The sequence below is a fragment of the Streptomyces sp. HUAS ZL42 genome, assembly GCF_040782645.1.
In the GTDB taxonomy this organism is placed as follows: Bacteria; Actinomycetota; Actinomycetes; order Streptomycetales; family Streptomycetaceae; genus Streptomyces.
Window position 1 is genome coordinate 5,339,675 of sequence record NZ_CP160403.1, and the last position, 14,652, is coordinate 5,354,326.

At 71.6% G+C, this 14,652-nt stretch carries 12 protein-coding genes; 7 read left to right on the top strand and 5 right to left on the bottom strand.

What is annotated here, in order from left to right:
* Nucleotides 1–86: 86 nt before the first annotated feature.
* Nucleotides 87–1,499: a PAS domain-containing protein gene (locus ABZO29_RS24660; RefSeq protein ID WP_367322346.1), complete on the top strand. Its 1,413-nt coding sequence runs from the start codon at nucleotides 87–89 to the stop codon at nucleotides 1,497–1,499.
* A 148-nt stretch (nucleotides 1,500–1,647) separates the two neighbouring features.
* Here ABZO29_RS24660 and ABZO29_RS24665 read toward each other — a convergent pair whose 3' ends face one another.
* Nucleotides 1,648–2,403, bottom strand: a complete 756-nt coding sequence (locus ABZO29_RS24665) for an SIS domain-containing protein (protein WP_367322347.1) — start codon at nucleotides 2,401–2,403, stop codon at nucleotides 1,648–1,650.
* A 246-nt stretch (nucleotides 2,404–2,649) separates the two neighbouring features.
* Here ABZO29_RS24665 and ABZO29_RS24670 point away from each other — a divergent pair, with 246 nt between their 5' ends.
* Together ABZO29_RS24670 and ABZO29_RS24675 are read left to right on the top strand one after the other, a co-directional pair.
* Nucleotides 2,650–3,342, top strand: a complete 693-nt coding sequence (locus ABZO29_RS24670; RefSeq protein ID WP_367322348.1) for a metal-dependent transcriptional regulator — start codon at nucleotides 2,650–2,652, stop codon at nucleotides 3,340–3,342.
* A gap of 626 nt (nucleotides 3,343–3,968) precedes the next feature.
* Complete coding sequence (locus ABZO29_RS24675; RefSeq protein ID WP_367322349.1) at nucleotides 3,969–4,907, top strand: alpha/beta fold hydrolase; 939 nt, start codon at nucleotides 3,969–3,971, stop codon at nucleotides 4,905–4,907.
* 121 nt (nucleotides 4,908–5,028) lie between these two features.
* On the opposite strand, the gene ABZO29_RS24680 is transcribed toward ABZO29_RS24675, so the two are convergent.
* The 3 genes from ABZO29_RS24680 to ABZO29_RS24690 form a co-directional block, all read right to left on the bottom strand.
* Complete coding sequence (locus ABZO29_RS24680; RefSeq protein ID WP_367322350.1) at nucleotides 5,029–6,621, bottom strand: transporter; 1,593 nt, start codon at nucleotides 6,619–6,621, stop codon at nucleotides 5,029–5,031.
* Complete coding sequence (locus ABZO29_RS24685) at nucleotides 6,618–7,409, bottom strand: ABC transporter ATP-binding protein (RefSeq protein ID WP_367322351.1); 792 nt, start codon at nucleotides 7,407–7,409, stop codon at nucleotides 6,618–6,620. Before ABZO29_RS24685 ends, ABZO29_RS24680 begins: the two co-directional genes overlap by 4 nt.
* Before the next feature lie 113 nt (nucleotides 7,410–7,522).
* Complete coding sequence (locus ABZO29_RS24690; protein ID WP_367322352.1) at nucleotides 7,523–8,176, bottom strand: bifunctional DNA primase/polymerase; 654 nt, start codon at nucleotides 8,174–8,176, stop codon at nucleotides 7,523–7,525.
* Nucleotides 8,177–8,502: 326 nt separating this feature from the next.
* On the opposite strand from ABZO29_RS24690, the gene ABZO29_RS24695 reads away from it, so the two are divergent.
* Nucleotides 8,503–9,888, top strand: coding sequence for a transcriptional regulator (locus ABZO29_RS24695; RefSeq protein ID WP_367322353.1), 1,386 nt, complete (start codon nucleotides 8,503–8,505; stop codon nucleotides 9,886–9,888).
* Nucleotides 9,889–10,090: 202 nt separating this feature from the next.
* On the top strand, nucleotides 10,091–11,716 hold the full coding sequence (locus tag ABZO29_RS24700) for a hypothetical protein (protein ID WP_367322354.1): 1,626 nt from the start codon (nucleotides 10,091–10,093) through the stop codon (nucleotides 11,714–11,716).
* A gap of 45 nt (nucleotides 11,717–11,761) precedes the next feature.
* Here ABZO29_RS24700 and ABZO29_RS24705 read toward each other — a convergent pair whose 3' ends face one another.
* A complete protein-coding gene (locus tag ABZO29_RS24705; protein ID WP_367322355.1) occupies nucleotides 11,762–13,072 on the bottom strand; it encodes an ABC transporter substrate-binding protein in 1,311 nt (436 codons plus the stop codon).
* 117 nt (nucleotides 13,073–13,189) lie between these two features.
* On the opposite strand from ABZO29_RS24705, the gene ABZO29_RS24710 reads away from it, so the two are divergent.
* Both ABZO29_RS24710 and purU read left to right on the top strand, forming a co-directional pair.
* Nucleotides 13,190–13,690: a hypothetical protein gene (locus ABZO29_RS24710; RefSeq protein WP_367322356.1), complete on the top strand. Its 501-nt coding sequence runs from the start codon at nucleotides 13,190–13,192 to the stop codon at nucleotides 13,688–13,690.
* A 47-nt stretch (nucleotides 13,691–13,737) separates the two neighbouring features.
* Nucleotides 13,738–14,622 (top strand): formyltetrahydrofolate deformylase, encoded by an 885-nt coding sequence (purU, locus tag ABZO29_RS24715; protein WP_367322357.1) that lies wholly within the window; start codon nucleotides 13,738–13,740, stop codon nucleotides 14,620–14,622.
* The last annotated feature ends 30 nt before the right edge of the window (nucleotides 14,623–14,652 follow it).

Consider the following 14,652-nt stretch of genomic DNA (forward strand, 5'->3'; position numbering starts at 1 on the left):
GTGTGCTGCGTCACGTTCGAGTTGAATGATTGCAAGTGAGTGAACCGACGCGCAGTAGGTGCGGACGCAGCCTGCAGGGGGTTCAGGTGAGTGCTTCCCGGCGTAGTGGGACCACCGACGAGCTGGGGCCGGACGAGCCCGAGCAGCCCGAGCGGGATGCTTCGGACGGCTCCGGCTCGGACCTGCTCGCCGCGCTCCTCGACGGCATGGACGCGGCGCTGTGCGCCTTCGACGCCGACGGTGTCGTGACCCATTGGAACCGCGAGGCCGAGCGGATCCTCGGCTGGGCCGCGGACGAGGCGGTCGGGCGCCAGGGGTTCGCGGGCTGGGCCGTGCGCAGCGCGGACGCCGCGGAGGTCGAGGGGCGGCTCATGTCCGCCATGCAGTCGCCCGGCCGGCAGGTGCACGAGTTCGCGTTGCTGACGAAGGACGGCGGGCGCGTGCTCGTACGGACCCAGTCCGCTGCCGTGCACGGACCCGACGGGAAGCCCGCGGGCGTTTACTGCGCGTTCAGCGAGGTGCACGCGCAGATCGACCTGGAGCGGTCCATCGCGCTGAGCGAGGCGCTGTTCGAGGACGCGAGCTGGGGTGTCGTACTCGTCGATGTCGACCTGCGGCCCGCTGTCGTCAACGCGCACGCTGCGCGGGCGCTCGGCACGGGGCGTACGGCCGTACTGGGCCGGCCGCTGGGCGAACTGCTCTCGCAGGGCGTCGAGGAGCTCGAGAACGCCCTCACGCACGTCCTCGCGGAGGGCGCGCCGCCCGCGCCCGCCGAGATCTGGGTGAGCGTGCGCAGCCCTGAGGGCGAGAAGCGGCGCTGCTGGCGCAGCGGGTTCCTGCGGCTGGCCTCACCGCTCGCGGAGGAGCCGGTGCCGCTCGGGGTCGGCTGGCTGTTCCAGGACATCACCGAGACCAAGCAGGGCGAGCAGGACGCGGCGCTGCTGCGCTTCCGCAGCAATCAGCTGCACCGCGCGGCGCGTGCCGCCGCCGAGTGCGAGGACCCGGGGGAGGCGGCCACCGTCCACCTCGACTTCGCGCTCGCCGGGTTCGCCGACCACGCCCTCGTCGACCGTGTGGCGGGCGCCGCGGTGGCCGACGGGGAGGCGAGCGGGCCGGTACGGCTGGTGCGGATCGCGGCCACCCCGTCCGGGGCGCCGGGGCCGAGCACTCTCGACGGCCGGGCCGGGCTGCCCGTGCGGTACGGCGACGGGCATCCGGCGCTGCAGTGCGTGGAGCGCGCCGGGTCCGTCCGGGCCAGCATCGGCACCGTGCCGGCCGAGCACGCGCGGGAGTGGGCCAAGGCCCGGCAGTGGCCGCAGGACACGGTGCACGCCTTGTGCGCGGTGCTGCGCAGCCGGGGGCGGACGCTCGGCGTCGTGACGTTCCTGCGCGGCGGCGGACGCAGCGCGTTCGAACGGTCCGACACGACGTACGCCGAGGACGTCGCCGTACGGATCGCGGTGGCGCTGGATCTGGCGGGGCTGGTGGAGCGGGAGTAGGGCGGCCGGCGGCGGGGCGGGTCGAAGCAGGTCGAGCGAAGGTCACTGCGGTTCGGCAGCGCCCTGAAGGGGCGCGGGGAACTGCGCGACCAGCCACGACGGTGCGGCAGACGATCGACGGCACATCGCGGCGATTCCGGCGGAGCGCTCAGCGCTGGTAGAAGATCCGGTCGCCGTACTCCTCCATCACGCGGCGGTTCCACTCGTGGCCGCCGTCGACGTTGCCGGAGCGCAGGAGCGGGGGTTCGATGCCGCGGTCGGCCAGGATGCCTGCCGTGGTGGCCATGACCGCCTGGAGGAGGGCCGAGGTGACGACCGTGGAGGCGGGGGCGAAGGGGGCCGGGATGGTGTCGTGGGTGAGTTCCGCGTCGCCGATCGCGATCTTCGAGTCGAGGACGATGTCGCAGTGGTCCTTGAGATACGTGCCCGAGACGTGACGGGACTCCGTCTCCGTGGCGTACGCCGCCGATGTCACGCCGATGACCCGCACACCGAGCTCGCCGGCCTTCATGGCCATCTCGACGGGGAGGGCGTTGCGGCCGGACAGGGAGATGATCACGAGGGCGTCGCCGGCGCGGAGGGGCGAGGTGGCGAGGACGGCGCTCGCGAGGCCGTCGACCCGCTCCAGGGCGGACCCGAGGGTGGCGGGCATGACGTCGACGCCCACGGCGCCGGGGACTGCGAGCAGGTTCATCAGGGCGAGGCCGCCGGCGCGGTAGACGACGTCCTGGGCGGCGAGGGAGGAGTGGCCGGCGCCGAAGGCGAAGAGGCGGCCGCCGGTGGTGACGGTGTCGGCGAGGAGTGTGCCGGCTGCCTCGATGGTGTCGGCTTCCTCGTCGCGGGCCCGTTGCAGGAGGGTGATCGCGGCGTCGAAGAACTGGCCGGCGAGCGTGCGGTCGGTCATCCGCGGGGCCCCTTCACTGTCTTCGGTGGGTGGGCGTGGTCTGTGTTGCGGATCACTGTGTGGTCTGGACCAGTGCCGTGTCAATACGGCCGTCGGGGGTCGGGCGCAGTCCGACGGCCCTGACTTGACCGCCTCGTTTCACCGGCGCGGCACGGTTGTCAGTGGTATGCGTCAGAATTGGCTTCAGGGCCAGCGCACGCGCCGGAGAGCCGTCTGGTTTTCGGCAGAGCTAATCGAGGGGCACGTATGTCCGGACTGATCGACACCACGGAGATGTATCTCCGCACCATCCTCGAGCTGGAGGAGGAAGGTGTGGTCCCCATGCGCGCCCGTATCGCGGAGCGGCTCGACCAGAGCGGGCCGACCGTCAGCCAGACCGTGGCGCGGATGGAGCGCGACGGCCTGGTCTCCGTGGCCAGCGACCGGCACCTGGAGCTGACGGACGAGGGGCGTCGGCTGGCCACGCGTGTCATGCGCAAGCACCGGCTCGCGGAGTGTCTGCTCGTCGACGTGATCGGGCTGGAGTGGGAGCAGGTGCACGCCGAGGCGTGCCGCTGGGAGCACGTGATGAGCGAGGCCGTGGAGCGGCGCGTGCTGGAGCTGCTGCGGCACCCGACCGAGTCGCCGTACGGCAACCCGATCCCGGGCCTCGAGGAGCTGGGTGAGAAGGACGGCGCCGACCCCTTCCTGGACGAGGGCATGGTCTCGCTGGCCGAGCTCGACCCGGGCACCGACGGCAAGACGGTCGTCGTCCGCCGTATCGGTGAGCCGATCCAGACGGACGCGCAGCTGATGTACACGCTGCGGCGGGCCGGCGTGCAGCCCGGTTCGGTGGTCAGTGTGACGGAGTCCGCTGGCGGGGTGCTGGTCGGCAGCGGTGGCGAGGCCGCCGAGCTGGAGTCGGGCGTCGCCTCGCACGTGTTCGTCGCCAAGCGCTGAGCGTTCGCCCGTCAACTCCCGGGACTGCGGGGGGAGTTGTGGCGTCCCTTCGTTCTCGTCGAATCCAAGATTCACTGTGCCGAATCGCAGCGCTCCGGCCCTTCCCGTGCGAGGCTGTCGCGTGAGGCATATGACCTGAGGGGGGCGGGAGGATGTGCCGCAGACGAGGAGATGGCCCCGGTGCCGTGTGGCACCGGGGCCTGTCCTCCCCTGTGTTGACCCGGAGCCCCGAGCTCTCAGGGTCAACCCCCTCGGACCGGTTTCCCCGAGCGGTCCGCCTCCCGTTGAAGATCTCCCCTGGGCGGCGGCGATCATTCCTTGAGCGGGGTCACTCGAACGAGGGGTGTTGCTCGCGGAGACCGGCATTTTCGAATGTGCATTCGATAGTCTGGGGAGTGACGGGCACCGCGTAACGTGCGCTGCAGGGGGTGGGCACGCAGCCGCGACGATGCCGGGAATCACCCGTGAATGGACGCGGCCGCCCGAGACGGTCGCACGGCAGCACCAGAGCAAGGGCAGGACACAGGACAGCGGTACGACGGCAGACACGACACGTTTCACCGGACCGGCCGGCTCGACGAGCGGTGGCGAGCGGTCCGAGCGGAGCTAGGGGGGTGCCAGTACGGATGGCGCGGCGCATCGACGTGACCGGGGCGGGCGGCGTACGCCTGGCGGCCTGGGAGTTCGGGGACCCTCCCAAGAGCGACCCGGTGAAGCTCGTACCGGAACAGCCGGGTCCGCACCCGGAGCCCCCGGCCGTGGACCCGCACCCGCAGCCCCCCGAGCACGAACACACGCCCGGAGTGCTGTTACTGCACGGCCTGATGGGCCGCGCCTCGCACTGGGCGTCCACCGCCCGCTGGCTCTCCGAGCGGCACCGTGCGGTCGCGCTCGACCAGCGCGGCCACGGCCAGAGCGACAAGCCCCCGCAGGCCTCCTTCACCCGTGAGGCGTACGTCGAGGACGCCGAGGCCGCCCTCGAACAGCTCGGCCTCTCCCCGACGGTCCTCATCGGCCACGCCATGGGCGCGCTGACCGCGTGGCAGCTCGCCGCCAAGCGCCCCGATCTGGTGAGCGGCCTGATCATCTGCGACATGCGGGCGTCCGCGCTCGGCGCGGCCTCGCAGCGCGAGTGGGCCGACTGGTTCAAGTCCTGGCCCGTCCCCTTCGCCACGCTCGCCGACGTACGCAAGTGGTTCGGCGAGGACGACCCCTGGGTGGAGCGGCCGAACCCGGCCCGCGGTGAGTTCTACGCCGAGGTGATGCACGAGTCGCCCGACGGCTGGCGTCCCGTCTTCGAGCCGGAGCAGATGCTGAAGTCCCGCGAGACCTGGGTGTACGACGCGCACTGGGAGGAGCTCACCCAGGTCCAGTGCCCCGCCCTCGTCGTGCGTGGCCTCGACGGCGAACTCGGCCGCGCCGAAGCCCAGGAGATGGTGCGTGTGCTGCCCCGCGGGGAGTACGCGGAGGTGGCCGACGCCGGTCACCTCGTCCACTATGACCAGCCGGAGGCCTGGCGGGCGGCGATCGAACCGTTCCTGGACGCGGTGCGCTTCGCTGGATAGCGCCAGGGGCCTGTGAGCTCGGGGGGTTCCGTCTCGTGGCGGGTGCGGGTTGGGTGTGGCTTGTCGCGCAGCTCCCCGCGCCCCCAAGGGGGTGGGTCCGCCCGTACGTCACATTGTCCCGTCAGGCCTTGCTCACCGCTGTGAGGATCTCCGGTAGTCGGGCTGCCGTGCGGGGAGCCGCCAGCCGGAGGCCGAGCAGGGTGATCGCCGCGCCGTAGGCCGTCCCCGTCGGCAGCAGCACCCAGCTCCACTCGTCGCCGCCCGCGCTCACGTTCAGCCAGATCGTCAGGGCGATGACGGGGGCGCACAGCAGGGCCGCCGCCACCATGCCGCCGAAGATCGCTATCCAGGCGAGGCCGGTCTGCCCGGGGGCCACGTTCTTGTAGCCCTCCTGCGGAATGGAGTAGGGGAAGCGGGCCGACGTCCACGCGCCGGTGGACAGCATCGCGCCGAGCAGTGCGAAGGACAGCCCCAGCACCTCGGGCAGCTTGGCCCAGTCCCCCAGCAGCGCCGTCGTCACCACCGTCACCAGCGTGGCGTACGGCAGGGTGATCACCAGCAGGGCCAGGGCCCGGGCGCGCAGCTCGACGTAGGCGTCCCGGCTGGAGGAGATGGTCATCGCGACGCTCCAGAACGCGGACGTGTCCTGACCGAACTGGTTGTACATCTGGATGCCGAGCATTCCGGCGGCGAAGCAGGCGAAGTAGATCGAGCCGGTGCCCTGCAGCGCGTTGAACACGGGCACGATCAGGCCGATCGCCAGGGACGTCACCCAGGCCGCCTTGGTCTTGGGATCGCGCCAGATGTAGCGCAGGCTGCGCTCCATGACCGTCCCGGTACGGCCGGCGGGGAGTAGCCGCCCGAGTCGCGTCGTCGACGTACCGCGGTCGCGGGTGGCCGTCTCGGCGGCCTGCAGCGTCGATCCGTCGGGTGCGGTCATCAGCCGCGTAAGACTGCGCGACCACACGGTCACCAGCAGCACCAGCGCACCTGCCGTCAGGGCGATCTGGGTGGCCGCCACGCCGTACGACCCCTCGCTCGCCGAGTCCACGGCGCCGATCGCCGCCGCGGGCGGCACCCACCGCAACACGTCGTACACAGGGTCGAGTTGGGCCAGCCCGGACGACCCCAGCCGCTGCACGCCGAAGTTGACGACCTGCGCCCCGATCGCGATGACCAGGCCGCTCAGGACGGCCAGATCGCGGCCTCTGCGGCTGGTCAGCAGCCGGATGTTGGCGGCGGCGACGGCCCGCGCGAGGGCCACGCACACGAGCAGCGCGAGGACGACGGCGACGACGGACACGACGTAGGCGGCCGCACCGTCCGCCACGGCGACCACCGACCCGGCCACCATCAACAGGGTGAACAGCGGACCGATTCCGACCAGCGAGGCCGCGAGCAGCGCCCGCACCAGCGGCCGTGGCCGCAGCGGCAGCATCACCAGCCGGGTCGGGTCCAGTGTCTCGTCGCCGCTCGGGAAGAACAGCGGCATGACCGCCCAGCCGAGGCCCAGCACGGCCACCAGCAGCACGACGAGGGAGGCGGCGTGGGCGTGCCCGCGCAGGGCGATCAGCCCGAGCAGTTGCAGCGCGGCGAACAGCAGGGTGACGACGGCCGAGGCGATGTAGGCGGCCCGTCGGCCTCCCGACTGCCGCAGCCCGTTCCTGAGCAGCGACAGCTTCAGCCGCACGACGGTGGAGGTCACGCTCGTCATCGCGCCCCGCCACCCAGCCAGTCCAGGTCGGAACCGGTGTCGCGGCCGTTCGCGCCGACGAGTTCGAGGAAGGCCTTCTGCAGGGTCGGGGCCGAGCCGCGCACCTCAGCGAGTGTGCCGTGCGCCCGGATGCGGCCGGCGGCCATGACGGCCACCCAGTCGCACAACGACTCGACGAGCTCCATGACGTGCGAGGAGAAGACGACGGTGGCGCCGGAGGCGGTGTACCGCTCGAGCACACCCCGGATCGTCTGGGCGGACACCGGGTCGACGCCCTCGAACGGCTCGTCGAGGAAGAGCACTTCGGGGTTGTGGAGGAGGGCCGCGGCCAGCCCGATCTTCTTGCGCATGCCGGTCGAGTAGTCCACGACCAGCTTGTGCTGGGCACCGGCCAGGTCCAGTACGTCGAGCAGCTGAGTGGCCCGTTTGTCGACCTCGGCGCCGGGCAGTCCGCGCAACCGCCCGGAATAGGCGAGCAGTTCCCGCCCCGACAGCCGCTCGAACAGCCGCAGCCCCTCCGGCAGTACCCCGATCCGCGCCTTCACCTCGACCGGGTCCCGCCACACGTCGTGCCCGACGACCTCGACGGACCCCTGATCGGGCCGCAGCAGCCCGGTCACCATCGACAGCGTGGTGGTCTTCCCGGCCCCGTTCGGCCCGACGAGCCCGATGAACTTGCCCGCGGGCAACTCCAGATCGATCCCGGCAACAGCCACCTGCTGCCCGAACCGCTTCCAGAGTCCTTGAACACGCACGGCACTTGAACCCACCACTGCTCCCTCCGTCATGTTGAACCCTACGGCGGGACAACATCCCCAGGGGCGCGGGGAACTGCGCGACAGACCACGAACAACCCGCAGCGGCCGAACAAACGCACACCACGCAGGACAGAAGGCGCCGCCTACCGATCCCGACCGCACGCATATGCCAAGGGCGAGATCAACTCCTCCGCATCCGGCAACCACCGATTCACCGCTGTAGGCCGGCAGGCCCACTGCACGGCCCCCCGAGACCCGAACCGCGTAGGCGGCGCAGCCACATACGCCCCCTCCCCGAGCGGCACCAGATCAAGGGACGCCAGCGACCACCCCAGCTTCCGCACCAGCTCCGGCACCTTCACCGCCCCACCCGGCAACACGAGGAACTGCATCCGGCGATCGGGCGTCAACGTCACCGGCCCGAGCGTCAGCTCCATCCGCTCCATACGGGCCAGCGCGAGAAACCCCGCGGTCTCCGGCACGGACACCGCGTCGAACGTACGCCCCGTCGGCAGCAGGATCGACGCCGTCGGCTGCTTCTGCCACATCCGGCGGGCGACCGTCGCACTGCCGGTGGCCTGCGCCGCCCAGTCCCCGCGCGCCGCATGCGCGCCGGGCGCGCCGCACGCGGCGTCGCCGCACGAGCAGCGCTGCACACCGTCGACGGCTTCCAGCCAGGTGCCGGGAAACACGTCCCAGTGACGCTCCTCGGCGTAGCGAACGGCGGTCTCCAGCAGCGAATCCCCGCGCTGCTTCGGAATCTGGGCGGCTTCGGTGGCCGGGATCGTCTTTTCCACGCTGAACACAACTCCCGCATCCACCTGGAGTTACGGGCCTCCGAGGCGTGCGGGGAGGAGCATCGATTCGTCATCTGGGGCGCATGGATGCACGTGAGGGGGCGCGCGGGAGGATCCGGGGCGGGAGAGGGGTAGTCACGGGTGGGGTCGGCTTCCGCCTTTACCCCGGCAATCCTCGCATGCCTCGCATTTTCGTTATGTCCGTGGGGCATTGATCTTCAGGGCCGGATCCTTTCGGCGCACCAGCCGGTGCCCGAGGAGGTCCAGCCGTGGAAGACACGTCAACTCGGTGCGCGGGCAGGCACCGCAGCCACAGGGGGTACGCCATGGCCGCAAGGCCTCTCGTCGCGCGGCAGCCGAACGAACGGCTGCAGGCGCTCATCCAGGAGGCGGGGTGCTCCAACGCGGGGCTCGCCCGCCGGGTCAACATGTGCGGCGCCGAGCACGGTCTCGACCTGCGCTACGACAAGACGTCCGTGGCGCGCTGGCTGCGCGGGCAGCAGCCGCGCGGACGGGCCCCGGCGATCATCGCCGAGGCGCTGGGCCGCAAGCTGGGCCGTACGGTCACGATCGACGAGATCGGCATGGCCAACGGCAAGAACCTCGCGTCGGGTGTCGGTCTCCAGTTCTCGCCGACCGTACTGGGGGCCATCGAGCAGGTGTGTGAGCTGTGGCGCAGCGACGTGGGGCGCCGCGACTTCCTCTCCGGCTCGTCCGTCGCGGCGTCCGCGCTGGTCGAACCGAGCCGCGACTGGCTGATCTCCTCGCCCGACGCGCAGGTGGCACGCTCCGCGGGGCCGCGGGTGGGGCTGTCCGACGTGGCGGCCGTACGGGCGATGACACAGGCGCTCACCGACCTGGACCACCAGTACGGCAGCGGGCATGTGCGCCCGGTCGTCGTGCACTACCTGAACAGTGTCGTCTCGGGACTGCTGGCGGGCTCCTACCGGGAGGCCGTGGGGCGTGAACTCTTCGCCGCGGTGGCGCGGTTGACCGAGCTCGCCGGATACATGGCCGTCGACACCGGGCAGCCCGGACTCGCCCAGCGCTACTACATCCAGGCCCTGCGCCTGGCCCAGGCAGCGGGCGACCGCGGCTACGGCGGCTACGTCCTCGCCGCCTCCATGAGCCATCTCGCCGCGCAGCTCGGCAACCCCCGGGAGATCGCGCAGTTGGCGCGCGCGGCGCAGGAGGGGGCGCGCGGGCGCGTGACACCGCGGGCGGAGGCGATGTTCTTCGCGGCGGAGGCACGCGGGCACGCGCTGATGGGCGACGCCCGGTCGGCCCAGGCGGCCTCCGGGCGGGCGGTGAGCGCCCTGGAACAGGCCGACCCGGCCTCCGGGGACGACCCGGCGTGGATCGCGCACTTCGACGAGGCCTATCTGGCCGACGAGTTGGCGCACTGCCACCGCGACCTCGGGCAGGCCGAGGCGGCGGCCCGGCGCGCGCAGGAGTCGCTGGACGGGCACCCGGAGTCGCGGGCGCGCAGGCGGGCCATCGGCTATGTGCTGCTCGCCACCGCCCAGGTGCAGCAGCGGGAGATCGAACAGGCCTGCAGTACGGGGATGAAGGCGGTGGAACTGCTGGACACCCTCCGCTCCAACCGCGGCGCCGAGTATCTGGAGGACTTCCAGCAGCGGCTGGAGCCGTACCGGGACGAGCCGGTGGTGCGGGAGTTCGGGGCGCGGCTGGAGGTGCAGGCGGCGGCGTGAAACCAGGGCGTACGAGGGCGTGAACGAGAGGAGAACGAAAGCTCCGGCTGCGAAAGGAGCGCGTATGTGGCGGATGGGGGACCGGATCTGTTACTGCGGTCACAGGGACGCAGCTCACGCCCTGAGCTGCGTAGCACCCGGCTCAGGGGACCCGGTAGCGTGAGCCGACGATTCCGACAGTCCCCCATTCGTAGGAGTCCCGGTGACGCAGAGTGGACAGGGCGAGGAGCCCTCGGCGCGGCCCGCGCGCGAAGGCATCGTGCTGCCCTCCGACGGTGGCGAACCTCTGCTGCCGGGCATGACGGGCGGACACGGCGGTCAGCAGCCCGGCGGTGCGCCGGCGGAGCAGCAACCCGGCGCGCAATTCCCGCCGTTGTACGGCCGGCAGACCTCCACCGGGACACCGGCGGGCGGCCAGGCCTGGGGCCGGCCGTGGGGCCCCGACCAGCAGCAGACCTCGGCCCCGCCGCCGGGACAGGACTGGCCGGCCCCGCCCGACCAGGCGTGGGGGGAGCCCGCGGACCAGTCCTGGGGCACACCGCAACCGGCGGGCGGCACCCCCTCCCTGCCGGGCCCCGGCCCCCTGCCGCCTGAGGGCGCGCACGCCCCGGCGTACGGCACGGGTATGCCGGGCGCGCAGCCCTCCTACGCCGCCAGTGACCCGTACGCTCCCGGGGCGGGCGGCCTGCCCTCCGCCGGGCACGGGGTCCCGAGCGCCCCCCTGCCCCTCGCCGACGAGGGCGCCACCCAGTACCTGCCTCCGGTCCCGGCCGCGCCCTTCGACGAGGGCGCGACCCAGTACATCCCTCCGGTGGGCCCGGGCGCCCTGCCGCCCGAGGTGCCGTCCGAGGAGACGCAGTATCTCGGCCGGTCGCCACAGGCCGGACCGGGACCGCTGCCTCCCGCCGGACCCCACCCCGGTGTCGCCGACCCCGACGCCCAGGCCACCCAGTACATCCCGCCCGTGACCGGCCACCCCGGCGGCGGGGCGCCCTACGGGGAGCGGCGGACGCCCGCCGAGTTCGAGAACCTGTTCCGCAGCGGGCCGGCCGGTGACGGGCCGGCCGGGGCCACCCAGCTGCTGCCGAGCTTCCAGCAGGAGAGCGGATACGGCGGTTACGGGGCCCAGCCCGCGTACGCCCCGCCGACCCGGCCGGGCGGGCAGCGCGGGGTCAGGGACGAGGACGACGGCGGCCGCCGTACCGGCTCGCGTGTGCCGCTGATCGCCGCCATCGGCGTGTGCATCGTCGTCGTCGGCATCGGCGCGGGCGCACTGCTGGGCGGCGGGGGCGACGACCAGAGCGACAACAACAAGACGGTGGCCGCGTCGGCTCCCGCGACCGACGGCTCCGCCTCGGCGGCCGCCGATCCGGCCGAGCAGCAGGCGATCGCCCTGGACAAGCTGCTGTCCGACAGCGGCAGCAGCCGGGCCAGCGTGATCAGCGCGGTGGCCGACGTGAAGGCCTGCCGCAACCTCGACCAGGCGGCCTCGGACCTGCGCGACGCGGCGGGGCAGCGCACCGGCCTGGTCACCAAGCTGTCCGGCCTGTCCGTGGACAAGCTCCCGAACCACGCCGAGCTGACCGCCGCCCTCACCAAGGCGTGGCAGGCGTCCGCGTCGGCCGACAACCACTACGCGGCCTGGGCGGACCAGGTCGCCGGCAACAAGAAGCTGTGCGGGAAGGGCCAGGCCCGCTCCACCGGTCAGACCCAGGCCGGCAACCGCGACAGCGGTATCGCGAGCACCCAGAAGAAGACGGCCGCCCGGCTGTGGAACGCGATCGCGAAGACGTACGGCCTGACCCAGCGCCAGCCGACCCAGCTGTGAGGCCGGCCGGGCGGGCCCGCGGCCTGTCCGGCCGCCCCGCCCGGCTCAGGTGATGTCCGCCTCCTCGAGGGTCTTCGCCGTGTCGACGAAGCCGTTCTTGGCCGCCGTGAGCCGTCCCTGCTTCACGACCTGCAGGGTCACCTCGGCATTGACCATGCGCGGGAAGCCGGCCGTGGCGAGCTGGTCCGAGGACTTCCAGCGCAGCGTCGGCGTGAGCCCGCCGGTGCCGACCTTCAGCCCGCCGTCCAGGGTCTTGCGCACGCTGTTGGCGGTCACGTCCTCGCCGTCGAGCGACTCGACGACCTGCCGGAGCACGGTGTACGCGATGTACGTGGTCTGCACCCCGGCGTCCGCCGCGTCGATGCGGTTGTCGGAGAAGGCCTGCTCGCTGATGACCTTCTTCATCTCGTCCCAGCGCGAGTCGGTCGCCACCGGGTACCAACCGGTGATGTACGCCCCCTCGTACGGCCCCGCGCCTCCGCCGGACGCGTTGATCACCGTCTGGTCGACGCTGCCGAGGTTGGTGGCGGTGCGCACCGCGGGGTAGTCCTCGCGGATGCGCCGGAAGGAGTCCATGAAGGTGCTGGTGCGGTCCCCGAGCGCGGGCACCACGCAGCCCTTGCGCGACGGTTCGCCGGTGGCGTGCTCCAGAGCGCGCTCCGACGGCGCGGAGTACTCGGTGGCGTCCTCCTGGGCCAGCTGGTCGCTCGCGGCCTTGTGCTTGCCCGCCTTCAGACCGGAGTCGAGCAGTCCGGGCAGTTCGTCGCCCGCGATGCTGTCCGGGCGGATCAGCGAGACGGGCCCGCAGTTCGCGGCGAGCTCCTTGCCGAGACCGGCCATCAGCGCGGGCTGGCCGCCGTTGACGGGGTAGGACAGCGGGCTGATGAACTCGTTGTTGGTGATGCCGTAGCCGCCGATGTAGGGGATGCCGGCGCTCTCCAGCGGCGGGAAGTACGCGTCGGAGTACTGGCTGTAGGAGCCCACGACCGCGACGGCCTTCTCCTTCACGGCGGTCCGGGCGCACTTCGCGGCGCCCACGCTGTCGTTGTGGTCGTTGCAGACCAGGACCTTGAGCTCGCGGCCGTTGATGCCGCCGTGTGCGTTGATCCAGCGGGCGTAGGCCAGCGCGAAGGCGGGCATGCCGGGCTTGTTGGTGGCGGCCGTGCCGTTCGGCGCCCAGGTCATGACGGTGATCGGGTCGTCCCCGGAGCCCCCCGTCGTCCCGGGGACGACCCCGCATCCGGCAGCGAGCGAAGCACACGCCACCAGAGCGCCCGCGACGCGGACGCCGGCCCGTCTGCCCGGCCGGGTGAACCTGGGGAGGAAGGTTGTACGCATGCTTCGCCTGCCACTCATGGACCCACACGCTTCCGCCACATCGCTAACCCGGGCATGACCCTTGGTTAGTGACAGGTGACGCAGAAGTGAATTACAGGGGTCGGTGAGACAGCCGGGACGGAGAACGTACGATCGATGACCGTGCAAGGTTCGGAGAACTCTTCCCGTCGCGGCCGTAGCTCATCCACCATGGGCGGCATGCCACTGAACGACATGCCGTGGTGGCGCTGGCGCAGCAATGTGCGCTCCGCGCTGCACATGCTCTCCGATCCGGTGTTCCAGCGGGACGTCTGGCTGGCCGGCGTCGACGGGTACGGGGACGTCACCGACGCCGTGTACCGCCTCGTCGAGGACACCTGGCTGGACAGCTGGTCCGCCGAGAAGTACGTCGGCACGATCTTCCGGGACTCCCAGGAGGCGGCCCTCGTCGACACCGCCGTCCTGCGCGTGCTGCGGATCATGCACCAGGTCGGCCCGGACGCGCCGGTCTCCGCCTACCTCGACCACCACGGGTGGCCGGAGGCGGTGCGGGCGGCGCGGGACGCGCATGTGCGGCTGTCCATGAGCGACGGGGAGGACCCGGACGCGCCGCCGCGCACGCTCGAGGTGCTGCGGATACTCACGCGGTCCGCGTAGCGGGACGGGCACCCGGTGAGGGTCGTACTTATGGGACCCTGTCCTGCATGAACGAGCAGTCCACCCGAACCGCGCCGGGCCCGGCCGACCAGTACGTCCTCACGCTCTCCTGCCCCGACAAAAAGGGCATCGTGCACGCCGTGTCGAGCTACCTGTTCATGACCGGGTGCAACATCGAGGACAGCCAGCAGTTCGGCGACCACGACACGGGACTGTTCTTCATGCGCGTCCACTTCTCGGCGGACGCGCCCGTGACGGTGGACAAGCTGCGGGCCAGTTTCGCGGCGATCGGTGACTCCTTCCAGATGGACTGGCAGATCAACCGGGCCGACGAGAAGATGCGCATCGTGCTGATGGTCAGCAAGTTCGGCCACTGTCTGAACGATCTTCTCTTCCGTGCCCGCATAGGCGCCCTGCCGGTGGAGATCGCGGCGGTGGTGTCCAACCACACGGACTTCGCCGAGCTCGTGTCGTCGTACAACATCCCCTTCCACCACATCCCGGTGACGAAGGACACGAAGGCGGCGGCAGAGGGGCGGCTGCTCGAGATCGTCCGTGAGGAGAACGTCGAGCTGGTCGTGCTGGCCCGCTACATGCAGGTCCTCTCCGACGATCTGTGCAAGCAGCTCAGCGGCCGGATCATCAACATCCACCACTCCTTCCTGCCGAGCTTCAAGGGCGCGAAGCCGTACCACCAGGCGCATACGCGGGGCGTGAAGCTGATCGGAGCGACGGCGCACTATGTGACGGCCGACCTCGACGAGGGCCCGATCATCGAGCAGGAGGTCGAGCGGGTGAGCCATGACGTGACGCCGGACCAGCTGGTGGCGGTGGGGCGGGACGTGGAGTGCCAGGCGCTGGCGCGGGCCGTGAAGTGGCATGCGGAGCGGCGGATTCTGCTGAACGGCCGACGGACGGTCGTCTTCGCGTAGGTTGTCCGGCTCCCGGCGTCGGTGCTGAGG